Here is a 24144-nt window from a genome sequence, read left to right on the forward strand (position 1 = left end):
TATAGAGATAGCCTTCTATTACATATTATTTTTGAAATACATGTTTTACTTTTTCAGCTGGAATATTACTCCCGCCTCTACCTTTTACATCTTCAATCATCATTGTAATGACCATATCTGGTGAATTTAAATCAAATGCAGCGAACCAACCTAGTTCTTTTCCTTCGGCCTCTTTTGATACTTTTAATTCCGCTGTACCTGTTTTTCCAGCAAGAGTCATACCATCAATTTTAGCAATTTTCCCTGTACCATCTGGATCATTAATTACTTTCGTCATTGCAGTTTTTAATATATCCTGATTTCCTTTAGAAATTACATTTTCTTTCCAAGCTTTTGGTTGTTTATCTGTTTTAATAATATACGGTGACGGAATCGTTCCATCATTTACAATCGGCGCATACGTTAAAGCTAAATGAAGAGGAGTCATTAATACTTGTCCTTGTCCATATCCCGTATCTGCCATTTGAATATCATTTTTAATGCCGTCATTTGCAATTTTAGAAGCAGGGAATCCATATTCAATTGGTAGTTTCTCATCGAATCCGAATTTTTTCGCTTCACTCATAAACTTGTCTTTTCCGATTTTTAAAGCTTCTTGTGCGAAGTAAATATTATCCGAGTATTTCATCGCCTTATCAAAATCAATCGGATTTGCATCTTTCACACGCGTTACATAGTAATTACCCCAAGAAGAATCTTTTGTCCATTTTAATCCTTCAATTTTCAACTCTTCTTTTGGATCAATCGTTTTCGTTTCAAGACCAATTGCAGCTGTAATAGGTTTAAATACAGAACCTGGTACCGACAATTGTGTAAAGCGATTTGTCATTGGTTTTTTCGGATCATTATTCCAAGCTTCGCGTTGTGCCTTCGATGTCCCTCGTGCAATTATATTAGGATCATATGCTGGACTACTTACTAGTGCAATTGTTTCTCCACTTTTCGGATTAATTGCTGCACTTGAACCAGCTTCGCCCTTCATTTCATTATACGTTTTTTCTTGAACAACACTGTCAATAGTTAAAGTTACATTTTCTCCATCAACAGCATCTGTTTTTGCTAAATTTTTAATTTCTTTTCCTTGCGCATCTTCTACAAAGACACGGCCACCTTTTTTACCGCGTAGCTTTTCCTCTAATACTTGCTCTAAGCCAGCTTTACCAACTGGGTCATCAGCTTGATAGCCTTTCTTTTGTAGCGTTTTTAAATCTTCAGCATTTACCTTTCCAATATAACCAGTCAGATGAGCTGCCGCTTCCCCTAGCGGATATGTACGAACATTTACAGGTTTTGTTGAAACACCTGGTAAATCAATGTACGTATTTTGTGTTGCCCCTTCAGGCAAAATTCCAATTGGTACGAGATACCCTGGTTTTACCCATTTAGCAGCTAATTTTTGATCAATTTCTTCTACAGACGTATTTAATAACTTCGCTACTGTTTCTTTCGTTTGCGGAGCAGTATCGCCTAACTTTTCAGGAATCAATCCGATTTCAGAAGCTTTCCCATTCGTTGCAAGACCTTTTCCATTACGATCGTATATTTCACCACGTTTTGGCTGTGTTGTCTGCATACGCACTTTACTATCTTTCGTCATGCCAGGGAAAATAAAATCAGGAGTCCAATCTATTTTCCAAGATTCTTTATCTCCATCTTTTTCTTTTACCATTTTTGCTTCATGACCAAATGTGATTTTACCACCAACTGTATCCATGCTTACTTTAAAAGGAACAGGACCTTCATCTTTTTTATCTTCTTTTACTTCCCCTGTTTCTACCTTTAAGTCTTTCACTTCGATACCAGAATAAATTTTTTCATATTTCTCAGTAAACTCTTTCTTTGAAATATCTTTTTTTGCATTTTTTGATAGTTGATCATACATATCTGCAAATTTTTGTTTATTCCACGCTTTTACATATGTATCAAACGCTTCTTGTGGTTTTTCTTCTTTACCACATCCAACTAACATGAATGTTAAGCAAAGAAAAAGAATCCCCCATATCTTTCTCAATCGATTCTCCTCCTCTTTCTATATTAGTACTTTTGAAAATTTTAGCATTTTTACATGCTACCTATCATTATAGCACTATCGAATCTCATCTATAAACTTATATTGGTGAATATAAATAAAAAGATTGATGTGAATTCTCACATCAATCTTTTTTATTATTGTTGCTTCTCATATACATGGTAATAATACGTATACGGGTTTTTTTCATCCGTTAAACCTTTTTCTACAAAAATCTCTTTCCAATTTGTCATATCCATTTCTGGGAAGAATGTATCTCCTTCAAATGCATAATGGATTTTTGTTATATATAACTTGTCTACATAAGGTAAAAAGAGATCGTAAATTTGCGCTCCGCCAAAAATAAAAATCTCTTCTTCATTTTTACATAGTTCAAATACTTCTTCTACAGAATGAACAACTTCACAGCCTTCAACATGATACCCTTCATTACGAGTTACAATAATATTACGTCTTCCAGGCAGTGGTCTACCAATCGCTTCATAGTTCTTTCTTCCCATAATAAGCGGGTGGCCCATCGTTGTTTTCTTCACGTATTGTAATTCACTCGGTAAACGCCAAGGTAAATTATTATCTTTACCAATTACTCTATTTTCGTCCATCGCGACCATAAATGAAACAATCATTTTTTCATCTCCTCTACAATTATACTGCAACCGGTGCTTTAATTGCTGGATGCGGATCGTATCCTTCAATCGTTAAATCTTCCATTTCAAAATCAAACACAGATTTCACATCTGGATTTAATGTAAGTTTCGGGAATGGACGTGGTTCACGTGCCAATTGCTTTTCTACTTGTTCAAAATGATTTGTATAAATGTGTGCATCTCCAATTGTATGAACAAATTCTCCTACTTCAAGACCACATTCATGTGCAATTAAATGTGTTAGTAGTGAATAACTTGCGATGTTAAATGGAATTCCAAGGAATATGTCACCACTTCTTTGATATAGCTGACAAGAAAGTTTTCCGTCCGCTACATAAAATTGGAATAATGTATGACAAGGCGGTAATGCCATACTCGGTACGTCTTCAGGATTCCAAGCAGAAACGATTAAACGACGTGAGTCTGGTGTTTTTTTAATCATTTCAATTACATCTTTTAATTGATCAAGTGTCTCACCAGCTGTCGTTTTCCAAGCACGCCATTGTTTACCGTAAACGTCTCCTAAATAACCATATTTATTTGAGAACTCATCATCTTCTAAAACGTTCTTTTTAAACAATTCCATTTGCTCATCGTACTGTACTTTAAATTCTTCATCTTGTTGTGAGCGAAGACCAAAATCAGTCATGTCAGGACCAGTATACTCATCACTTTCTACCCAGCTCTTAAACGCCCATTCATTCCAAATGTTATTATTATGCTGCAATAAATAGCGAATATTTGTATCACCTTTCATAAACCAAAGTAGTTCACTTGCTACAAGGCGAAATGGTACTCTTTTTGTCGTTAATAAAGGAAATCCTTTGCTCAAATCAAAACGCATTTGATATCCAAATACAGATACAGTTCCTGTCCCTGTACGATCTTCTTTCTTCGTACCATGTTCCATTACATGGCGGCATAAATTTAAGTATTCATTTTCAGCATGTTTCATATGTAGGAAAACCTTCTTTCAATCGTATATGGAATTTATCATAACATGAAAAATGGTAAATTTAATAATCTTAATTAATAAAATTTCTTGCGCTAATTCTTACAAAATTATTAACTTTCCATATTTTAAAAGGTTTTCATTTTCTATTACCGAAAGTATAGTGCGGTAGATCAAAATTTATATTTGGAGGTTAGAAATATGTCTAAAATTGAAACACCTGTTATGACTTCTTTACAAACCACGGTTGAAAAAATGATGAAGGATTTAAATGTTCCTGGTGTTGCTGTCGCTGTTATAAAAGACGGTGAAGTTATTCTTTCAGAAGGTTTCGGCTATCGTAATATAGAAACAAAAGAGGCTGTTACACCGAATACTCGATTCGCAATCGGTTCCTCAACGAAAGCGTTTGGTACACTTTCATTAAGCTTGTTAGCACAGCAAAAAAAGTTTAATTGGGATGCTCCTGTCCCGTCTTATATACCTAACTTTACTTTATCTGAACTACTTGCTAGCTCACAAGTTACAGGACGGGATTTAGCTTCTCATCGAACTGGAGTGAGTCGTCATGAGGCTCTTTGGTACAGTTCTTCCTTATCTCGAAAAGATCTCGTTGAAAAAATAAAACATTTACCACTTGATGCACCGTTCCGGACTGCATTTCTATATAACAACTTAATGTATGCAACAATTAGCTACATTGTTGAAAACATTACAAATCAAACGTGGGAGCAATACACTACAGAACATATTTTAGAACCTTTAAATATGAGACATACAAACTTCTCTGTTAACGATTCACAAACTACAGATGATTACGCTTTACCTTACATTGAAAATGACGGTGAAATAAAAGCAGTTCCATTCCGTAACATCGATACAGTTGGCGCTGCTGGGTGTATTAATTCCACAATTGAAGATATGGCAAATTGGGTACTTCTCCACTTAAATGAAGGAAAATTTGGAGATCATGAATTAATCTCCTCTGAATTATTACAACAAATGTATACACCACACAATTCAATTCCAGACCAACCGGTTTTATCACTCCCTGAATCTCCATTAAATAGTTACGGTCTTGGTTGGTTTATTAGCGCTTATCGTGGTAAAAAAGTGATTCATCATGGCGGTAATATCGATGGATTTTCAGCGCTTGTTTCATTCATACCAACAGAAAACATAGGCCTTGTTATTTTAACGAATGCTGGAGGAACATTACTTCCTACTTATCTCGCTAATCAAATTTATGACGAACTACTTGAATTAGAATCCATTGATTGGCATAAACGTGCTGTAGAAGATACTAAAAAAATGAAGGAAATGATGAAAGAAGCAACTGAATCCCTCCCTGAACAAATTAAAGGGACTACACCTTCGCACAAGTTAGAGGATTATACTGGTACTTTTGAACATCCTGCATACGGAACATTACAAGTATACAAACGAGATGATTCGTTATATGTACAATTTATGGAAATGGATATTCAATTAGGGCATCATCATTACGACATCTTCTCCACAAAAGTTGACTTATTCCAAATGAAAATGAGCTTATTATTCGCTTATGAAATGAATGTAAGTGGTGAATTCCCATCCCTTCAGTTACATGTACCAGCTACATTAAGTACTCAGCCGCTTACATTTAAGAAAATTAAATAAGTATCTTGATGTTAAAAAATAAAGGTAGGTACGAATCACACCTACCTTTTCTATTTCATATCAATCTTATCTGGTTGAAACCAAATTGGCTTCGATAACTCAAAGTTATTATGATCCTCTAAAACTATAATAAGACGCTCCAACATATCATTTAACATATGCGGCGCTGCTCGTAATGTCCAGACAACTGAGGAGAAAACTGTCATGCCAACGTACACCGTGTATAATTTCCAGAACTCCTCTGGTATTTTCCTATTAAAGTATCCTTCTATTTGTCCGATTGAATACGGAATACTAATATCCCTTGCAAACAGTGCAATTTTTACGAAATCATGAATTGGGTCGCCCCAGTCATAGCCATTAAAATCAACAACACCTACATATTTTCCATCCCGTACAATTATATTTTCTAAATGAAAATCATCGTGTTGAAATCGATTCGGGCGGCTCTTTAAATATATTTCATTTTCTTCTATAAACTTTATGATTTTATCATCATTTTTTATTTTTATTCCGCATGTTTTGTATACCTCTACATATTTACTATGTTTTTTCATAGCTCTTTCATACCATGGAAGTATATCCTTAGGAGCTTCAAATGTATGCATTTTTGCTAAATCTTTTCCTGCCTCTATACCAATATCATATTGTTCTTTTGGTGAATACGTAGGCAATAGCTTCTTCGCATCTTCCCCTTCTAAATATGAAAAAATACTATAGCATACACCTTCTTCTTCCAATATACCTATTTCAATTGGCCTTTGTGCCTGTACGTTACGTTTTACCATTTCATTTAAAATTTGAAACTCTATTTTCTTTCTTTCATACTCTTTTATATCGCCTGTCCGAAATAAATATTTTTCATTATTTGCATTCGTAATTACATATTTCTTATCTGGAGAGAAACCTTTAGAAATTTCTTCAATATTCGCTGCATCTTTTACTATTTGTATATTGCTTTGCCGTGCTGTAATTATCTTCATATCTATTCCCCTTACATTTCTGCATTTGGTGTATAGGCAACTTCTACAATAAATCCATTCGGATCGTAAAAATCAATCGTATAGTAACCTTCCGAATAATGATTCATTTCAATTGGACCACGTATTACCTTCACTTTCGTACTAGAAAGAAAATCTGCTACTTCATCAACTACTTCTCTATGAATAGCTTGATAACAAATATGTCTAGGCCCTAACGTCCTTACAATTTCCTCATCTACTTCTTTAAAGTATATTTCACTTTCTCCTGTGCTATATGCTACTTCATTTAACTTTCTCCACCCAATTATGGAGAACAACTTATTATAAAAAGAAATGGACTCCTCTAAATTTGCTACCCAAAATTCAATATGATGAATGCCTGCTCGCAGTGTATTCATATTAAGAATACGCTCCTTGTACTACTTGCACAATTTCCATCGGCTTATGAACCATGTAATCTGGTGCATCTTTTTTCACTGTTTCAATAACATCATATCCCCAAGATACCCAAATTACGTTCACTCCAGCCTTTTTACACGCTGCTACGTCTCGCTGTTCATCACCGACATATAACATATCTTTCTCTGTTATCTTTTTCGATTTTAAAAATCTTTTTATCATCTTGTCTTTACCGAACAAATTTTTAGAACAATACACTTCTTGTATATTTTCTATATCATTCTTTTGTAAAAACGCCCGAATATGCTCTTCTGAGTTCGATGATATGACTGCAATTCCGTAGCCTTTTTTATGTAGTTCATCTAATACTTCCTTCATCCCATGGAACAAAATAAGATCTTTTATAGCAGGTTGATACAATTTATAAAACTCCAGCGCTAATATCGGTAGTTTATACAGTGGTACATCGAGTTGTTTACATCTCTCCGCCATCGTTAACTTGCGTAAATACTCAATTTCTTCTTCTCTTACCGTTTTATATCCGTGCTTTTCAGCAATTTGATTATAAATTGGTACAAATATATTTTGTGAATCTACTAATGTGCCATCAAAGTCAAAAACAATATATTTTTGCATTCCCATACTCCCTTTGCTTCTTTTTTCTAAACCTATGTTATTCAACAACATGGTTGTCTGTCCCTTCTATAAAAATAAAAAAGAACAAGATTTTCTCTTGTTCTTTTTAAGAAAGCCATTTCGGCGGTACATTCGTATTCCAATAAATATTTCCTAACTCATGATGTCCTGAGTATCCATCATCAAAACGATGATAATGGAAATTAAAATAATAACCATCTTGCGGTGGATGATCTCTTCTTACATGGAAACGCAATAAATCATTTCCTGATTTCGTATCGTAGACATGAAAAATCTTTTCATTATTCCCACCAGCTGGTTTTTGAGAAATCGCTAATGATTGTAGTGAATCTTCTGGTACATCACTAGCAAGCTCAGCAATTGCCTCTTCAATCTTTGGTAATATTACATCTTTAAATTCATCTTCAATTACTGGACCAATTTTAGTACCAAACTTTTGCATCGACTGCTTCTCTGCCTCTTGCATCGCATAAGTAATAAAAGTATCGGTGGTTAACCTGTCATTCGTTTCTTCATATGTATAGGACGTACTCTCCAAACTTTGTTGCCCAGCTGTGCTCGTAGGCTTGTCCGCAGCTTTGGCATTATCAAGCAATATGGAAGGAGGCGTCACTAAACCAAATGTAAATACGGTAATTAATGCGACTAAGGTTTTTCTAAACCAATTTGGCATTTATGTTCCCTCCCCTTTCACTTATTATTTTTTATATAACGGTGGTTTCTTCTATTATACAAAATGATTGTAATTTTTGCACTTTACAATTTTGTTAACGTTCACATATTTTTCACTTGAATATGAAATTGTAAGATTTCATACAATATTAATACCACGATATTGAGGAGGCACTTGAATGACTTTAGATGTCATGTATTCCGCCGCAAGCATACTCGTTTTAGTATATTTTATTTATCAATGTGTTACAGACTAGAAAAAGAGCCGTCAATGGCTCTTTTTTAATGGTAGAAATACAATCCATACAATTAATAAAATAAAAACAATACTGCCTACCACAGCTGGCAATAAATAAAACTGTGAAAGTATAACTATTCCATATAAAAGTATTGCTGGTAGTAGTAAATAACGATCTGCCTTCCATCTTAACAATAGTAATTTCCCTTCATCACAATATAAACGAAGAAACATCTTATTCGTAAATTCATTCCAATAATCACGTGCATAGCGAGAAATTGCAACTACAGCAAATACGAGAACAATAGCTGCAATCCACCTTGGAGTCATAATTATACTTGCAGTACTGATACATACAATTTGAATATAAAATATTCGTACAGTACTTGTACGGAAAAATTCTTTCAAAAAAGATTCGACAATACGAGAATCAGCTTTTTTCCCTAAAAGTCTTTTAGAGCGCGGAAACATCCACGGTTTTTTATTCGAACTACTCGGTTTAACCGCATGACCACCAACTTGCATAATTCCGCTCGTCCAGCGCATGCTTTCCTCCTTTTCTTTCTCGATTTCTTTAAAAAAGAACTTTTTATAATTCATTTTCTCTTTTACTAATACACTACTTAAGAAAATTACTAGACCGATAAATAAAATTGAATACAACGGATTTTTATAAATAAAAAATAAACTAATTCCAAAAAAGGACACGCTCATAGAAAATACTACATTTTTTACAATCCATAAAACCCATCGTTTCCCCACATGTACATGAACAAATCTCGTTAACAACGACAACATAAATCGAAATATAGTAAAGAATAACCAAAATAATAGGACTTGTATCTCTGTTAATTCGATACTTTTCATCAACACCGGTAACATAATAACGACTACTATTATATTCGTTATCGCTATTCGAACAAATGTGTACATCATGCCATACTGGACTAATTTTCGCATATGTGTTGCATACGAAATTAAAAATAAACTATCCGCTTGCTCAAAAAATGAACGAACTCCTCTTGGATATGTTACTAGATAAAATGCGAGTAATCCTAATCCGAAATAAATCGTCTCTTCCGTTGATAATTCATTTATCCATAGCGATCGATAATAGATTCCCATAAATATAAGTGCTGGAATAATAATATATAATGCGACTGTCCAATCTGTTACCGAACGTATAGACTTCCATTTCCGCTCAAGTTCATGGCGTAATCTCTTATAAAATTGTTGTTTAATCATGTTGTTCACGCCTTACAATTACATCAAAGCAGTCTAATAATGAACTACCCGGCATTTCCGCTAATATTTGAATAGATTCTAAATGTCCATCTGCGACTAATATACCTTGTGAAATGAGTAAAAATCTTTCACAAATTTTTTCAGCAGTATCTAATACGTGCGTACAAAGTAAAATTCCTGCCCCGCGCTCTTTTTCTTTATATAAATAATTTAAAAACTCTTTCGTAGCTACCGGATCTAAACCGATAAAAGGTTCGTCAATGATATAAAAATCTGGCTCAGTTAAAAACGCCAATATTAGCATCGATTTTTGTTTCATGCCTTTTGAAAATTTTGATAAATACTCATGTTTATGCTTATTCATTCGAAAAGTATGTAATAATTGTTCCGCTCGTTCTTCCCAACTTCCCATTTCACTTCCACGAGCTGCCATTAATAATTCAATATGTTCCCAGAGCGTCAAGTAATCATAGTATGTTGGATGTTCTGGTACGTATGCATACGGATTTTTCTTTTCACCGAATGATATTTCACCGTCCATATTTACAAGTAATCCGAGTATCGTTTTAATCGTCGTACTCTTCCCAGCACCATTTGCTCCAATAAGAGCAACTAGTTCACCTTTTTCGATAGAAAAAGCTATATCATGAATTATTTTTTCGCCTATTTCATATCCAGCTGAGCGGATATTTACTTTTAACATGCATTCCCCTTCTTTCCATTTCTAATACAATCAAGGAAAAGAATAACATATAACTATCTATATATCATTATAAAATATTTATTTTCATAGCAGGAAAAAACATTTTTTAACAGAATATTAAATGTTTGATTACATTTTATTGGAGTGGATAATATGTCTTTTCAAATTCGTGAAGCAACGATAGATGATATAGACGCACTTTGTTCTTTAACGAAAGAATTAAAAGGTTCCTCTATTTCCTATGAAGATATGAACAACCGATTACAATTCGTACAAATGAGTCCGTTTGATTTTTTATATGTTTACGAGGAAGAAGAAGCTATATTTGGATTACTTGGATTTCGTATACGTGAAAATTTAGAAGATGTAACACGTTATGGAGAGATTTCAATTATTAGCGTTGATTCTAACATACGACGGAAAGGCATTGGACAAGTGTTGATGGATTATGCCGAGCAATTAGCAAAGAAACATAATTGCATTGGCACATGGCTAGTTAGTGGAACAAAAAGAGTAGAAGCTCATCCTTTTTACAAAAAATTAGGATATGAAGTAAATGGCTACAGATTTGTAAAACATTTTTAAACTACTTATAAATTGAAGGGACTATAACTATGACAAACATTAAAGCAATTTTCATTGATCGTGACGGTACAATTGGTGGTGACACTACAATACATTATCCAGGATCTTTTTCATTATTTCCATTCACAAAAACATCCTTGCAAAAACTAAAAGCTAAAAATATAAAAATTTTCTCTTTCACAAATCAACCTGGTATCGCAGATGGAATTGCAACTGTAGCCGATTTTGTACACGAATTAGAAGGCTTCGGTTTTGATGATATTTATGTATGTCCTCATAAACACGGTGATGGTTGTGAATGCCGTAAACCAAGTACAGGCATGCTGCTTAAAGCAGCAAAAAAACATGGACTTAATTTAACACAATGTGCTGTAGTTGGTGATCGCTGGACTGATATTGTTGCAGGAGCAAAAGTAAATGCGACTACGATTCTAGTCCGAACAGGCGCTGGGTATGATGCTTTGCATACGTACCGAGACAAATGGGCACATATTGAACCAAACTACATTGCAGATAACTTTGAAGATGCAACGAACTGGGTTTTAAATCAACTATAATACAAATGAAGTTTTTGATTCACTCGAAATAATTTAAAACATAGTTTAAATAGCCTTTTTGGCAAATAATTGTCTTCCACAAAACGGATCACCTCAAAAGGTAGCAAGTTCCCTTTTGATACGCAAACATTGCAATTCAAATTATATTTTTTATTAGTAACAGCAATTAACGTAAAGAAGGAATAGCTTAGTGGCTATCCCTTCTTTATTGACTTCTATTATTTACATTTGTTATCTGTTTTTATTGAGTATTCTCATCGTTTTTATACTCCAAAATATCCCCTGGCTGACACTCCAAAGCTTTACATATCGCTTCTAATGTTGAAAAACGAACCGCTTTTGCTTTCCCATTTTTCAAAATAGAAAGATTCGCCATCGTAATTCCAACCTTCTCCGAAAGCTCCGTTACACTCATTTTTCGTTTTGCTAACATGACGTCAATATTAATAATGATTGTCATATCCGCCACCTCAGACCGTCAAATCATTTTCTGATTTTATGTTAATTGCCTCTTGTAGAAGTCGTTGGAGGATAGCAGCAAAAACGGCGATAACGAGCGAAGCAAAAACGATAATGAGTCCCACTAGCCCAATAGGAGGGTCCATTTTTTTCGCTATAAAATGAAAAAGTGGCAAACTTAATACATACAAACCACTGATTGTAATTGCACAGCGCTTTATATTCTTTAACGCCTTTACTGATAATTCCGAGAACGCTGTGTTCTCATCAATGTACTGTAAAAGATTGAAAGCCTGATAAAGAGCAACGTAAAAAGGCACAGCTGCTCCATACATCACAATGAAAACAAGATATTTCATCGGAGCAATATTAGGATACAAATTTGCTGCGAAATTCGCCATTTCCGGCACTAAAAATATGCATAAAGCAAGTACTGAAATTCCAGCAAGAAAAATAATTACTTTTAAGAACGTTGTTGAACTTCGTTTAAGATTCATTTACAATACCTCACTTATTTAATAGCAACATAATTTTATCACAATATTTATTGTTTAACAATAAATAAATATCGTTTTGTTTTTGTCATGTTTTTAAATTTAGGCAAAAATAAAAAAGAATTTCTCATTACAAAGAAATTCTTTTTCTTGAAAATGTCTCTTTCAACTTAATTTTTTAAAACGTTAATTCGTAATGGAAATAACGATTATCTCTCAAATAACCATTTTCAGCGTATAATCGTTGTGCTGATAAATTATCAATCTCCGTTTGCAGCTTTACACCTTTTGCTCCATTTTCTAATGCGCATTCTTTAGCAGCTTCTAATAATTTTTTACCTGTTCCGGCTCCACGCTTCGCCGCTTGTACAAATAAATCATTTAAAATCCATAATTCTTTCATTGAAATAGAAGAAAATGATGGATATAGTTGCGTGAACCCAATATATTCGCCGTCTTCAACTGCTACGAAAATAACAGACTCTTTTTTCTCAATTCTATTTCGTAAAAATACTTTTGCCCCTTCTAAATCAGAATCTTGCCTATAAAACATGCGATAGTTATTAAAAACTGATGCTAGTCCATCTAAATCTGCAATTGTTGCCTCATATATTCTCATTTTACTCCATTCCCCTTCCAATACTGTCTCATTATATCCGTTGCCCATTTAGGCTGGTGTATTTCTTCTGTCGGCATAAACTCTTTCATTATTGGTTTTATATCCAATATAGGAGTGCCATCAATAGCATCTAATCCCTCAACAATAATTGATTTACCTTCTCTTTTGATCACCTTTACAATTGTTACACCTATGCGATTTGGGCGATTTTTCCCGCGCTGTGCAAAAATACCTACTTCAGGATAATCCTTATTATTTCTAGGATGTCTAGCAAAATACTGAATTTGCTCGTCAGTTACTTTATGAAAATAAAAAACAACTTCAATATGAGAAAAATCTTCAACCCCTTGTATACTCTCTTCTGCATACATTTCAGTTAAAGTTATACGAGATCTTACTTCTCCCCACTCATCATCTTTTATTTCCTTTCTTTCATTATGTACAAATGCGATTGGTTGAACTGAAAACATACGCATTCCCCCTTAAATGTAACCACTTACATTATAAAATATTTTCTGAATGTTTTCCAGATATACGAATAAAGTTTACATAATATAATTATACTCTACCTAGAGCTACCTTGACTGCTTCAATTGCATGTATATGAGTTGTATCAAATATCGGGACAGATACGTTTTCTTGCTTTATTAATAACCCTATTTCTGTACAACCTAATATGATTCCCTGTGCTCCTTTTTGCACTAACTCTTCGATGACTCTTTTATAATATTCCCTAGATTGAGATACTATTTTTCCTAAACATAATTCTGTATATATTACTTTATTTATTTCTTTTCTATTTTTTTCTGATGGTACTATTACTTTTATATCATACTCTTCAATACGTGACTTATAGAAATCTTGCTCCATTGTATATTTAGTTCCAAGCAGACCAACCTTTTGAATGTCTTTTCTTTTAATTTCTTTTGCAGTTGCATCAGCAATATGTAAGACTGGAATATCAATTTTCGCCTTTATTTTTCCAACTACCTTATGCATTGTATTTGTACAAATGATTATAAAGTCTGCTCCTCCCTTTTGTAATGAATATGCCGCATTCCCTAGAATTTCTCCAGCACCATCCCAATCTCCGCTAGACTGACATCGTTCAATCTCTTCAAAATCCACACTATTAATCAAACATTTTGCTGAATGTAGCCCTCCTAACCTCTCTTTTATTTCTTCATTAATAATTCGATAATATTCAGAAGTTGATTCCCAACTCATACCACCTATAAGACCTATCGTTTTCATATAAACACCTACCTAAACTTTTTTTATAAAACTAATAACAACATTTTATTATGTATATTATACACAATAAAACAAGACTTTAAGTTTGGAATATAAAGTCTTGTTTTAACGTAAAATATAGAATAATTGTACTTTCATTTCCAAGGAAATTTTTATAGAATATTCTGAAATTAATAATCTGATATTTTTATAAATTCTTTATACTTATAATTAAAACACTCTCGATACAACTCTTTGATTTCATCATATGATGGAACACGTGGGTTATTAGCTGGGCTACCACTTTCAATTGCATCTGATGCCATTTTAGAGATAGCATTTTCAAATTCAATTTCATCGATACCGTATTCTTTTAAATTTGGAATACGAAGATCATAGCAAAGCTTTTTTATTTCCCCAATCGTATAGTCTGCTACTTCCTCATCAGAATTCGAATACAAATCCTTATTTAAGTTACGTCCAATTTTTGCAAACCTTTTCACTGCACTTGTTTTTGTAAACTCTAACACTGTAGGTAATAGTATGGCATTTGATATTCCATGCGGTACATGAAATAATGCTCCCACTGGCCTTGACATTCCATGAACTAATGTAACTGATGCATTCGAAAATGCAATTCCAGCTTGTAAGGAAGCAATCATCATCGCTTCTCTTGCCTCCATATTATGTCCATCTTCATATGCTATACGTAAATATTTCATAATACTTTCAATAGCTGAAAGAGCAAGTACATCTGTAAGTGGTTGTGAAAATTTAGAAATATAAGCTTCAATCGCATGACATAACGCATCTATTCCTGTTGCTGCCGTAATTTGTGGTGGTAACGAACTTGTCAAAACTGGATCTATAATTGCTACTTTCGGTATAAAACTAGGATGCTTCATCATCATTTTTACATCTGTTTTTTTATTCGTAATTACTGCTACACTTGTAACTTCCGAACCAGTACCAGAAGTTGTTGGAATTGCAATAAGTGGTAGTGGATTGTTTTCTATTTCAATATCCTTTTGGACATAATCCTCAACTTCTCCACCATTTTTATATAAAACCGCTACCGCTTTCGCAGCATCAATACAACTTCCACCACCAATACCGATAATAAAATCGCACTTTTCCTCTTTACAAAGAGATAACGCTTCTAATACGTGTATATTTGTAGGCTCAGCATCCACTTTATTATATGTGCTAACAGTAATACCTTTCTTATTTAGTTGTTGCATACACTTTTCAACATATCCTAATTTCTCCATAATTGTATCAGTAACTATAAAAGCTTTTTTCCCTAACTTTTTTGATTGTTCTCCCAGTTTTTCAAGCGAATTCCTTCCATATAATACCGACTTTGGCATACGAAACTCAGAAACCTCCTGCAAGTCCCCCACCCCTTCTTATCCTAATTAATATTTTATAATATAAATTATCGATTTGATGAATCTTTACGATTCAAATTTTTTAATAGAGTCCTGTTAAAGTATAGAATGCGATAACTAAAAATACAGCAACCGTTTTCAAAATTGTAATAGCAAATATATCTTTATATGACTGTTTATGAGTTAATCCTGTTACTGTAAGAATAGTAATAATAGCCCCGTTATGTGGTAGTGTATCCATTCCTCCTGATGCCATTGATACGATACGGTGCATAACTTCTAATGGAATATCAAATTGATTGGCCGCTGCAATAAATTTGTCTCCCATTGCGCTTAATACTATTCCCATTCCTCCTGATGCCGAGCCTGTAATTCCAGCTAAAATATTCGTCGTTACTGCACCATTCACTAACGGATTTGTGAAAGTAGCAGAGATGCCATCTCTCATAATTGCGAAGCCTGGAAGTGCTGCAATGACACCACCGAATCCAAACTCAGCTCCTGTATTCATCGTTGCAAGTAGCGCTCCACCAATACTTGTATTCAATCCAGCTTGGAAACCTGTTACTACTCGCTTCCAATATAATAATAACGTTGTTAAGATTCCTATAATAAGTGCCAATTCTACAGACCAAATTCCTACTACTGCACTTAATTCTACTTTTCCAAATGCTTTCATACCAATTGCAGAAAAATCAAAACCGCTTGGATACCACTTCGGTATCATAATAGTAAACACTTTATTCATTACACCTACTAAAATAAGTGGTATAAATGCAATAAGTTGTTGTGCTCTTGTGATTTCAATGTTATTAATTAATGACATATTTTTTTGTTCTACTTGCAAAGATGCTGCCATTTCAGTATTTCCATCATTAAAACCAAAATATCCTTCACCTGCTGCTTTTGCCTTCTTACGTCTACTCTCTAAATATAGTAAACCTAATGTAAGAACAAAAATTGCTCCTACAATCCCAAGTATCGGTGCAGCATAAATATCCGTTTTAAAAAATGTTGTAGGTATTACATTTTGAATTTGTGGTGATCCAGGTAGCGCATCCATTGTAAACGTTACTGCTCCAAGAACAATCGTTCCAGGGATTAAACGCTTTGGAATATTAGCTTGTCGAAACAACTTAGCTGCGAACGGATAAACAGCAAACACTACTACATACACACTAACACCACTATACGTTAAAATAGCCCCCATTAATACAATCGCTAATATAGTACGTTTTTCACCAACTAACTCAATAATTGTTTTTGCGATAGAATCTGCAATTCCTGACATTTCCACTACTTTTCCAAATATTGCTCCTAATAAAAACACAGGAAAATATAATTTTATAAATCCAACCATTTTCTCCATAAAGATATTAGAAAAGAAAGGTAATACATAACTAGGTTCTGTCAAAAATACTGCAAATAATGCAAATATCGGCGCGAATAAAATAACAGAAAAACCTCTGTATGCTACGAACATAAGTAAACTTAGTGCTAATAATATAATAACTAACTCCAATTTTACCCCTCCATTAAACAGAATATTCTAAATTTTATTGATAAATTTCTACTAACCTTTCAATTCTGACATCCCTCCTCTTATTCATACAAATTTTTATGCTAAAAATGTCTAATTATAATTATTCGATTACATATGAAAAATCCCTTTAAACAGAAACGAATTCATCGTCATACGTTATAAAGGGATTGCTAGAATCTATATTTACTGCTGTATTAAATTTTTCTCTACACAAAAATGATACAGTTCTTCAACATCTTTCACTATGTAGGTCGCACTAACTTCAGTCAGTTCTTTTTCACAGCCATAGCCATATAAAACACCAATTGAAGCAATTCCATTCTGATTTGCACCTATTATATCGTGCTTTCTATCACCAATCATTATCATTTCTTCTTTATTTAGTTCTTCATGTGTTTGTAAAATATGAGCAATTATTTCTTCTTTTTTTATTCTCGTACCATCTAAATTACTTCCAATGATGTCTTCGAAATAATTCGTTAATCGAAAATGCTCTATAACTTGTTTCGCAAATACAGTGGGCTTTGAAGTTGCTACGAATATGCGATTCCCTGAACTTTTTAATTGTTGCAAGAGCTTCAGAATCCCCTCGTATACATTATTTTCAAACAATCCACGCTGCTTTAAATACTCACGGAAGTAAAAAACAGCACGTTCAACCTCTCCTTCACTCATATTATATCTCTCTATGAATGATTGCTGAATAGGAGGACCTATAAATGAATCTAACTCACTTATATGTACTTCTTCAATTCCTACTTTTTTTAATGCATATAAAACCGAGTTTACAATCCCTTCTTTCGGATCCGTTAAAGTTCCATCTAAATCAAATAGAAATGTTTTATACATGCTTCATTCCTCCACTTAATTTGCTGTATAAATAAGTGCTAACATCTCTTCCACTTCTCCCTATTATACTATTATTATCTATTTTTTCGAAAAATCAATTTCCATATGTCACATACTTTCAGTTACAAAATACGATAGATATGATACAGTAAAAAAGTTACAATTATTTTAATAGAAACTGGTGAAACAAATGTCAATTACGTTAATTTTTATAATGGCTTTCACAATTGTGATCCACGCAGTTGAAACAAGCTCTTATAGTATTCGATTAGCTGGAGTACGTTTAAAGAAGATTGCGGTTGCCTTGTCTGTTGTAGGAATGGTGTTACTTATTTCAAGAACATCAAACTTACTACAAGCCTTTTTAATCGGTGGTATTGTCGATGAAGCAAAACTAGATTCTTCTATTAATTTAGAGCATATTATACGACTCGTACTATTATCGGCTTCTATCGGTACATTAATCGCGATCATTCTTTATCCAACTTTGACAAAATTATTTGGATATGTCATTCAAAACTTTGAAACAGACGGTTCTTTCATTCGAATGATGAAAACGAATAACATTCAAAAATTAAAGTACACAAAAAAATATGTCCGTTTTCCAAAGTTAGAAATGATTCATAGACTGCGTATCGGTGGTATTCCAAAGCGTATTATGCTTATTAACATGTTTGCTACTGCTATTTATACAGCAGGGGTACTTTCAGCCCTTTACGCTTCTTTTTTAAATCCAGATTATGCAACAAATGCAAGTACAGCTTCTGGCCTTGTAAATGGTTTCGCCACTATTTTATTAACTGTATTACTCGATCCACGCATTGCTCTTTTAACAGAACGTGCTCTACAATCAGAAAGCGGTGCTGAATCTATGAGTAAAATGTATGGTTGGCTAATGATTTCTAGACTTCTCGGCACATTATTAGCACAACTGCTATTTGTACCAGGTGCTTACTGGATTTTATGGATTATTGAACTGATGCATTAATTTACTAGAAAGGTGAATTTATCAATGAAGATCAAAACAGAGAAAGATATAATTCGCTTAATAGAAAACGACGAATGGATGATGAATGTATTACAAATGGCAAAATCACTAGAGCTACCTGATTGGTGGATTTGTGCCGGATTTGTTCGTTCTAAAATTTGGGATACTTTACATGACTATGAAGCTAAAACGGCTATGCCTGATGTTGATGTGATTTATTATGATAGTCTACATCAAGATGAGATATACGAACAATCATTAGAAACGAAATTAATGAATATTGATGCTACTATCCCTTGGTCTGTAAAAAATCAAGCTCGTATGCATGTAGTGAATAATATGCCACCTTATTCTTCTTCTGTTAATGCTATTTCTAAATTCCCTGAAACAGCAACGGCTTTAGGAGTTACACTTGATGAACTAAACAACGTTATCTTAACAGCCCCATGTGGTATTGAAGATGTCCTTTCCTTACAAGTGAAACCAACAGCTCATTTTCTTGAATCGAAAGAACGATTACATATGTACAAAAACAGAGTTATAAAAAAGAATTGGCAAAGTAAGTGGCCTAACATCACAATCACATATCCAGAAATTTAGAAAGGGTGCCTCTCATTTATAGAAGCACCCTTTTCTTCATTTCAAAAAATGTATGACTGTTTCTGCAAATCTATCTGCTTCCTCATAATGAGGTGAATGACCGCTCTCTTCAAATACGATATACTTGCCGTTTCGGGCATCTTTATTAAATGTTTTAATTTGTTCTTCACACGTTACTACATCATGTTTTCCTACTATTAATAACATTAGATTTTGTACATCTTTTATTTTTGATAATAATGATGTATGACATGCTCCCTCTAATTTTAATCTATCAAAGTGAATTTTGGAGCGATTTGAAAATATTTCCCACTCTTCATCACTGTATAAACTCTCATCTGTCCTATCTTCCTTATTATTGTAAATCTCCATTCTTTTTTCTTCTAATTCAGCGCTTAGTCTTATATAAGCTTCTAACAACTCTTCTGAACTAGCCTCGCTAGATGAATAAGCAAAGCACTCTTCTGCTACTTCTTCTTTTCCATACTTTTTTAATAAATGCCCTGTCTTTTGTAACAAAGCCCTACTTGTTAATGCAAAATCAAAAGTTGGTCCTTCAAATATTATTTTCTCTATTGAACTTGGATATATCGACGCATAAAGCAATGCTACATATCCACCGAAAGAGTGTCCAATTATAGACCACTTCTCAATTTGTAATACTTTTTTTAATTCCTCACAGTCTTCAATCAAATCATTTAATCCAAAAGCTTCGTCTTCAGTAATTTCTTCTGAGCGACAAACACCTCTTTGATCTATCATAATTACATATAGAGAATCTTTTAAACGTTCCGATTGATGAAATGAAAAATCATAACAACTTTCTCCTGGTCCACCATGCAAGTATAAGACTGGCTTATTTTTAGGATTTCCATGTGTTTCAACGTATAGCTTTTTCCCTCTAATATTCATATATTTCCCTGCTTCTATCAAATTTTTCTTTATGATCATCACCCCTTTTTTTACTGAATATTATAACATTTAATATTAAATAATCCCTATTACATTTAAGAAGACTATAATTATTGCAAGTGGTGCTACAAATCGAAGTAAAAATGCCCAATAAGTAAATACTTTCTTTCCATAATTTCCACCTACAAAAAACTCTGCTTCTAGTACCTTCTTCTCCATTTTGAATGAAACGAAAATACTAATAAATAGTGCTCCAAGTGGCATTAATATATTACTAGATAAGAAGTCTACTGCATCAAAAATATTCTTTCCGAAAATCGTAATATCACTCCATACTCCAAATGATAACGCTGATGGTATACCTACCAAGAAAATGCCGAAACCGATCAGCCATGATAATTTCGTTCTCTTTTCTTGTTCACCATTTGCTAATGCTGAAACAACAGTTTCTAGTAGAGAAAATGCTGATGTTAATGTCGCAAATGTAAATAGTGCAAGAAATACTGTTAAGAAAAATCCACCGAATGGGATTTGACTAAATACAGATGGTAATACGATAAATAGTAATCCAGGTCCTTCTGTTGGCTCCATTCCTAATGAAAATACGGCTGGAAAAATAGCAAGACCTGCAAATAATGAAACAAATAAATTTAATCCAACAATTGTTATTGCTGATTTTGGTAAACTTTCTTTTTTATTTAAATAGGAACTATACGTAACCATAATTGAAATCCCGATACTAATTGCAAAGAATGATTGCCCCATTGCGAACAAAATACTTTCCGAAGTAATCTTTGAGAAATCTGGTTGTAAGAAAAACTTCACACCTTTCATTGCATCATCAAGTGTTAACGAACGAATAATAAGAGCGACAAATAAAACGAACAATGCTGGCAACATATATTTACTTGCTTTTTCAATTCCGTTTTGTACACCCTTTGATACAACCCATATCGTAATGAACATAAAAGCGAAATGTCCCATAATAGCCCAAGCAGGATTCCCAATTGTTTCAGTAAATAATGTACCGTAATTTTGTCCTGGAGTAATCAGTTGTCCAGTTATTCCTCTGAATAAATAAATTAATACCCATCCACCTACAACACTATAAAACGAAAGTAGTATAAAACAAGTTCCAACACCAAGGCGTCCAATCCAATGCCATCCTGTATTTGGTGCGATGCTTTTAAATGCTCCAACTGCTTGTTTCTGCGTACTGCGTCCAATCATAAATTCAGCTATAAGTAGCGGTAGTCCAATTAAAACAGTAAATAATATAAATATTAAAAAGAACGCTCCTCCCCCACTCTTCCCAGCGATATAAGGGAACTTCCATATCGCACCAAGTCCAATTGCTGATCCGGCTGCCGCCATTATAAAACCTAATTTCGAAGTCCATTGCTCCGTCTGTTTCATCTCATTTTCCTCCTAATTAAATCTTTTTATATAAATAAATAAATTTTATAAACCTATTCAAATAAACCCTCCATTTCTTCTTCCATATAATAAAAAAATGGCCTAGCATCTCTATATAAAGAGACGCTAAGCCATTTACTTAACGCGGTACCACCCTTATTGATTCCATTATGAATCCACCTTAGTAGTAATCGTTTGATTACAAACCTAATATCGAAGGTTAACCGTTAAGATTTACTAAGAATGTAATTCCGTTCCACCTTACTGCTCCTAGGCGAGTTCAGGATGTTATTTGACTATGTCACACCAACCCATAGCTCTCTGTACAAATACATGACCTTACTACTCCTATTCAACACATTTTAATATTTAGAATATATTTTCTTTTGAAATTAATATGAAGTATATCTGTTATATTTGTAACTGTCAAGGGTATATTGATTTTTTTGTCGAAATGGTTCATATTTCAACTGACTTTTACTAAGCTTATTAGAAAAAGAAAGAGTCTATATTTTCACCTTTTCAAACGAACTATAAAAAAAGAATCTTCGCGATAATCGCGAAGATTCTTTTTACGGTATGAGACGAGTACAATCTCTCGGAAAAGCACTCGCCTCTCGTACATTTGTTAATTCTAAAAGTTTATATACAACCCTTTCTAACCCAATTCCGAAACCTCCATGTGGTGGACAACCATATCGAAATGTATTTAAATAAGATTGAAATTTATCTGGGTGTAATCCTTTTTCTTTAAACGAAGCGAGTAACATTTCATAATTATGAATTCGCTGTGCCCCTGACGTTATTTCTAATCCTTTATATAATAAGTCGAATGAATCAGTAATAGCTGGATTCTCTTTATTCGGCATCGTATACATCGGTCTCGCTTTTTTCGGATAATGCGTAATAAAAACAAATTCACTATTATATATTTCCTTCACATATTTCCCTAGTAACTTTTCACCTTCTGTATCTAAATCCCCTACAGGAGATTCTTTACGATACTTACTTTTCAAAATTTCTTGTGCTTCTAACAATGTAATTTTAGGTATTTCAGTAATAACAGGTACTTCTATTTGTAATAGTTGTAGTTCTATTTCACATTTTTTCGCTACTTGTTGAAACATATATCGTAAAACATCCGTTTCTAGTTGCATCACTTCATAAAAATCATGAATAAAACCAAGCTCTACGTCTAACGATATATATTCATTCAAATGACGGGAAGAATTATGATGTTCCGCTCTATATACAGGTGCAATTTCAAAAACTCGTTCTAACCCACCTGCCACCATCATTTGCTTATAGAACTGTGGTGATTGTGCTAAATAAGCTTCTTTTTGGAAGTATGGAAGCTTAAAAACATTTGCTCCTCCTTCTGCCCCTTGCGAAACAATTTTCGGCGTAAATATTCGTGTGAAATCGTTCTCTATAAGAAATTCACTAAAGCTTTGAACGAGTGTAGATTTCACTTTAAAAATCGCTGCGGTTCGCTCATGCCTTAATGATATTACTCGCTCATTAAGTAGTTGATCTAAGCCAACTTGTAACTTCTTTTTATTTATTTCAAATGGAAGTGGCTCTGCACCGTTTATTACTTTCACTTCATGAGCAAGTACTTCAACACCCAATTCTGTTTTCGATGTCTCGACTATTTCACCAATTACGTGGACGACACTTTCTACATCAACTTTATATCCAGCCAATTCATTTTCTAATACACATTGAATTACTCCTGTTCTGTCCCGTAATAATAAAAAACTAACATTTCCAAGATGTCGAATCTTTTTTACCCATCCTTGAAGTAATACAACCTTTCCACTTTGCTTTGTACATTCTTTTGTGAGTGAACGCTTCATTATTGAATCCATTATTTTTCCCTCCAGTAATTTTATATTTATTTACGTTATTGTTGTCATCGTCATCATCCACGGTCACTCACCCCCTTTCAAAGAATACAAAAATCCGCCCCTATAAATAGGGACGGATTTTTTCCGCGGTACCACCCAAATTGTCATACTGACCATCTTAGCCCTGATAACGGTAGGTACCGTTTGCTTTTACTAATAATCACGTTCAAAGCAACACTCACAGGTGTCTTTCCATCATGCGGTATCGCAACCTTCCCAGCAACTGGCTGCTCTCTGTAGACCTTTGCACCATGTACTTTTCCTGATCATCACTTTTTATATTTACAGAGTATTCTAACTCCTCACCTTATAAAACGCAAGCTTTTTTTGAAACATTCTGGTTTTATAACTCCTAACTTCTTCTAAAGTGTGAAAAGTTAATTTTGTAATACATATTCTTATGT

Annotated in this window: 25 protein-coding genes and 2 other annotated features; of the genes, 5 read left to right on the top strand and 20 right to left on the bottom strand. The window is 33.7% G+C overall.

The window, feature by feature from the left end; translation table 11 throughout:
* Positions 1–25 precede the first annotated feature (25 nt).
* From pbpC to QO049_RS14345, 3 genes are all read right to left on the bottom strand, one after another.
* Positions 26–2011, bottom strand: a complete 1986-nt coding sequence (pbpC, locus tag QO049_RS14335; RefSeq protein WP_001227250.1) for a penicillin-binding protein 3 — start codon at positions 2009–2011, stop codon at positions 26–28.
* A 155-nt stretch (positions 2012–2166) separates the two neighbouring features.
* On the bottom strand, positions 2167–2655 hold the full coding sequence (locus QO049_RS14340) for a dihydrofolate reductase (RefSeq protein WP_000637207.1): 489 nt from the start codon (positions 2653–2655) through the stop codon (positions 2167–2169).
* Positions 2656–2674: 19 nt separating this feature from the next.
* A complete protein-coding gene (locus tag QO049_RS14345) occupies positions 2675–3631 on the bottom strand; it encodes a thymidylate synthase (protein WP_000679609.1) in 957 nt (318 codons plus the stop codon).
* A gap of 198 nt (positions 3632–3829) precedes the next feature.
* Between QO049_RS14345 and QO049_RS14350 the strand changes: the two genes are divergently transcribed.
* Entirely contained in the window at positions 3830–5287 is a 1458-nt protein-coding gene (locus tag QO049_RS14350; protein WP_000034348.1) for a serine hydrolase, read from the top strand.
* Between the two features lie 50 nt (positions 5288–5337).
* Here QO049_RS14350 and QO049_RS14355 read toward each other — a convergent pair whose 3' ends face one another.
* From QO049_RS14355 to QO049_RS14380, 6 genes are all read right to left on the bottom strand, one after another.
* Entirely contained in the window at positions 5338–6270 is a 933-nt protein-coding gene (locus tag QO049_RS14355; protein WP_144502081.1) for an aminoglycoside phosphotransferase family protein, read from the bottom strand.
* An 11-nt stretch (positions 6271–6281) separates the two neighbouring features.
* A complete protein-coding gene (locus tag QO049_RS14360; protein WP_001094668.1) occupies positions 6282–6668 on the bottom strand; it encodes a VOC family protein in 387 nt (128 codons plus the stop codon).
* 1 nt (position 6669) lies between these two features.
* The gene (locus QO049_RS14365; protein WP_001987851.1) at positions 6670–7305 is read right to left on the bottom strand and encodes an HAD family hydrolase; all 636 of its coding nucleotides are present in this window, start codon (positions 7303–7305) and stop codon (positions 6670–6672) included.
* Between the two features lie 106 nt (positions 7306–7411).
* Entirely contained in the window at positions 7412–7999 is a 588-nt protein-coding gene (locus tag QO049_RS14370; RefSeq protein WP_001134421.1) for a YpjP family protein, read from the bottom strand.
* Between the two features lie 267 nt (positions 8000–8266).
* Complete coding sequence (locus QO049_RS14375; protein WP_284489307.1) at positions 8267–9481, bottom strand: ABC transporter permease; 1215 nt, start codon at positions 9479–9481, stop codon at positions 8267–8269.
* Positions 9474–10184, bottom strand: a complete 711-nt coding sequence (locus QO049_RS14380; RefSeq protein WP_000921903.1) for an ABC transporter ATP-binding protein — start codon at positions 10182–10184, stop codon at positions 9474–9476. Before QO049_RS14380 ends, QO049_RS14375 begins: the two co-directional genes overlap by 8 nt.
* Positions 10185–10337: 153 nt before the next feature.
* On the opposite strand from QO049_RS14380, the gene QO049_RS14385 reads away from it, so the two are divergent.
* The gene (locus QO049_RS14385; protein WP_000009776.1) at positions 10338–10769 is read left to right on the top strand and encodes a GNAT family N-acetyltransferase; all 432 of its coding nucleotides are present in this window, start codon (positions 10338–10340) and stop codon (positions 10767–10769) included.
* 29 nt (positions 10770–10798) lie between these two features.
* Positions 10799–11326: an HAD-IIIA family hydrolase gene (locus tag QO049_RS14390; RefSeq protein ID WP_284489308.1), complete on the top strand. Its 528-nt coding sequence runs from the start codon at positions 10799–10801 to the stop codon at positions 11324–11326.
* Positions 11327–11567: 241 nt separating this feature from the next.
* Here QO049_RS14390 and QO049_RS14395 read toward each other — a convergent pair whose 3' ends face one another.
* The 8 genes from QO049_RS14395 to QO049_RS14430 all read right to left on the bottom strand — a co-directional run bounded on the left by QO049_RS14395 (position 11568) and on the right by QO049_RS14430 (position 17914).
* Complete coding sequence (locus QO049_RS14395) at positions 11568–11786, bottom strand: helix-turn-helix domain-containing protein (protein WP_000152534.1); 219 nt, start codon at positions 11784–11786, stop codon at positions 11568–11570.
* A 10-nt stretch (positions 11787–11796) separates the two neighbouring features.
* Positions 11797–12282, bottom strand: coding sequence for a DUF2975 domain-containing protein (locus tag QO049_RS14400; RefSeq protein WP_001050149.1), 486 nt, complete (start codon positions 12280–12282; stop codon positions 11797–11799).
* Positions 12283–12457: 175 nt separating this feature from the next.
* Entirely contained in the window at positions 12458–12898 is a 441-nt protein-coding gene (locus QO049_RS14405; protein ID WP_246962632.1) for a GNAT family N-acetyltransferase, read from the bottom strand.
* Positions 12895–13368, bottom strand: coding sequence for an SAM-dependent methyltransferase (locus tag QO049_RS14410; protein ID WP_000493255.1), 474 nt, complete (start codon positions 13366–13368; stop codon positions 12895–12897). The genes QO049_RS14405 and QO049_RS14410 overlap by 4 nt, the downstream gene beginning before the upstream one ends.
* Positions 13369–13456: 88 nt before the next feature.
* A complete protein-coding gene (locus tag QO049_RS14415) occupies positions 13457–14152 on the bottom strand; it encodes an aspartate/glutamate racemase family protein (protein ID WP_246962629.1) in 696 nt (231 codons plus the stop codon).
* Positions 14153–14322: 170 nt separating this feature from the next.
* On the bottom strand, positions 14323–15525 hold the full coding sequence (locus QO049_RS14420; protein ID WP_098605382.1) for an iron-containing alcohol dehydrogenase: 1203 nt from the start codon (positions 15523–15525) through the stop codon (positions 14323–14325).
* 79 nt (positions 15526–15604) lie between these two features.
* Complete coding sequence (locus tag QO049_RS14425) at positions 15605–17044, bottom strand: GntP family permease (RefSeq protein ID WP_284489309.1); 1440 nt, start codon at positions 17042–17044, stop codon at positions 15605–15607.
* A 204-nt stretch (positions 17045–17248) separates the two neighbouring features.
* Complete coding sequence (locus QO049_RS14430; protein ID WP_030025512.1) at positions 17249–17914, bottom strand: HAD family hydrolase; 666 nt, start codon at positions 17912–17914, stop codon at positions 17249–17251.
* A 190-nt stretch (positions 17915–18104) separates the two neighbouring features.
* On the opposite strand from QO049_RS14430, the gene QO049_RS14435 reads away from it, so the two are divergent.
* Complete coding sequence (locus QO049_RS14435; protein ID WP_000028915.1) at positions 18105–18902, top strand: lipid II flippase Amj family protein; 798 nt, start codon at positions 18105–18107, stop codon at positions 18900–18902.
* A 24-nt stretch (positions 18903–18926) separates the two neighbouring features.
* Positions 18927–19502, top strand: coding sequence for a nucleotidyltransferase family protein (locus tag QO049_RS14440; protein ID WP_000695357.1), 576 nt, complete (start codon positions 18927–18929; stop codon positions 19500–19502).
* 36 nt (positions 19503–19538) lie between these two features.
* Here the strand turns inward: QO049_RS14440 and QO049_RS14445 are convergent, their stop codons facing one another.
* From QO049_RS14445 to aspS, 3 genes are all read right to left on the bottom strand, one after another.
* Positions 19539–20414 carry an alpha/beta fold hydrolase gene (locus QO049_RS14445; protein WP_025966775.1) on the bottom strand — a complete coding sequence of 292 codons (876 nt, stop codon included), beginning with the start codon at positions 20412–20414 and terminating at the stop codon, positions 19539–19541.
* A gap of 75 nt (positions 20415–20489) precedes the next feature.
* Positions 20490–21830, bottom strand: coding sequence for a sodium-dependent transporter (locus tag QO049_RS14450; protein WP_000814538.1), 1341 nt, complete (start codon positions 21828–21830; stop codon positions 20490–20492).
* Positions 21831–21946: 116 nt separating this feature from the next.
* Positions 21947–22195 (bottom strand) — a binding site (T-box leader).
* Positions 22196–22402: 207 nt separating this feature from the next.
* Positions 22403–23701, bottom strand: a complete 1299-nt coding sequence (gene aspS, locus QO049_RS14455) for an aspartate--tRNA(Asn) ligase (protein ID WP_000377345.1) — start codon at positions 23699–23701, stop codon at positions 22403–22405.
* A 105-nt stretch (positions 23702–23806) separates the two neighbouring features.
* Positions 23807–24019, bottom strand: a binding site (T-box leader).
* Between the last annotated feature and the right edge of the window lie 125 nt (positions 24020–24144).

It is taken from the genome of Bacillus sp. RB3, from assembly GCF_030164735.1.
Lineage (GTDB): Bacteria > Bacillota > Bacilli > Bacillales > Bacillaceae_G > Bacillus_A > Bacillus_A cereus.

Excerpts from the sequence above, each read along its gene's own strand:
- QO049_RS14340 (WP_000637207.1), bottom strand. The coding sequence starts at position 2,655 with ATGATTGTTTCATTTATGGTCGCGATGGACGAAAATAGAGTAATTGGT.
- QO049_RS14345 (WP_000679609.1), bottom strand. The coding sequence starts at position 3,631 with ATGAAACATGCTGAAAATGAATACTTAAATTTATGCCGCCATGTAATG.
- QO049_RS14350 (WP_000034348.1), top strand. The coding sequence starts at position 3,830 with ATGTCTAAAATTGAAACACCTGTTATGACTTCTTTACAAACCACGGTT.
- QO049_RS14355 (WP_144502081.1), bottom strand. The coding sequence starts at position 6,270 with ATGAAGATAATTACAGCACGGCAAAGCAATATACAAATAGTAAAAGAT.
- QO049_RS14360 (WP_001094668.1), bottom strand. The coding sequence starts at position 6,668 with ATGAATACACTGCGAGCAGGCATTCATCATATTGAATTTTGGGTAGCA.
- QO049_RS14365 (WP_001987851.1), bottom strand. The coding sequence starts at position 7,305 with ATGCAAAAATATATTGTTTTTGACTTTGATGGCACATTAGTAGATTCA.
- QO049_RS14370 (WP_001134421.1), bottom strand. The coding sequence starts at position 7,999 with ATGCCAAATTGGTTTAGAAAAACCTTAGTCGCATTAATTACCGTATTT.
- QO049_RS14375 (WP_284489307.1), bottom strand. The coding sequence starts at position 9,481 with ATGATTAAACAACAATTTTATAAGAGATTACGCCATGAACTTGAGCGG.
- QO049_RS14380 (WP_000921903.1), bottom strand. The coding sequence starts at position 10,184 with ATGTTAAAAGTAAATATCCGCTCAGCTGGATATGAAATAGGCGAAAAA.
- QO049_RS14385 (WP_000009776.1), top strand. The coding sequence starts at position 10,338 with ATGTCTTTTCAAATTCGTGAAGCAACGATAGATGATATAGACGCACTT.
- QO049_RS14390 (WP_284489308.1), top strand. The coding sequence starts at position 10,799 with ATGACAAACATTAAAGCAATTTTCATTGATCGTGACGGTACAATTGGT.
- QO049_RS14395 (WP_000152534.1), bottom strand. The coding sequence starts at position 11,786 with ATGACAATCATTATTAATATTGACGTCATGTTAGCAAAACGAAAAATG.
- QO049_RS14400 (WP_001050149.1), bottom strand. The coding sequence starts at position 12,282 with ATGAATCTTAAACGAAGTTCAACAACGTTCTTAAAAGTAATTATTTTT.
- QO049_RS14405 (WP_246962632.1), bottom strand. The coding sequence starts at position 12,898 with ATGAGAATATATGAGGCAACAATTGCAGATTTAGATGGACTAGCATCA.
- QO049_RS14410 (WP_000493255.1), bottom strand. The coding sequence starts at position 13,368 with ATGTTTTCAGTTCAACCAATCGCATTTGTACATAATGAAAGAAAGGAA.
- QO049_RS14415 (WP_246962629.1), bottom strand. The coding sequence starts at position 14,152 with ATGAAAACGATAGGTCTTATAGGTGGTATGAGTTGGGAATCAACTTCT.
- QO049_RS14430 (WP_030025512.1), bottom strand. The coding sequence starts at position 17,914 with ATGTATAAAACATTTCTATTTGATTTAGATGGAACTTTAACGGATCCG.
- QO049_RS14435 (WP_000028915.1), top strand. The coding sequence starts at position 18,105 with ATGTCAATTACGTTAATTTTTATAATGGCTTTCACAATTGTGATCCAC.
- QO049_RS14440 (WP_000695357.1), top strand. The coding sequence starts at position 18,927 with ATGAAGATCAAAACAGAGAAAGATATAATTCGCTTAATAGAAAACGAC.
- QO049_RS14445 (WP_025966775.1), bottom strand. The coding sequence starts at position 20,414 with ATGAATATTAGAGGGAAAAAGCTATACGTTGAAACACATGGAAATCCT.
- QO049_RS14450 (WP_000814538.1), bottom strand. The coding sequence starts at position 21,830 with ATGAAACAGACGGAGCAATGGACTTCGAAATTAGGTTTTATAATGGCG.
- aspS (WP_000377345.1), bottom strand. The coding sequence starts at position 23,701 with ATGGATTCAATAATGAAGCGTTCACTCACAAAAGAATGTACAAAGCAA.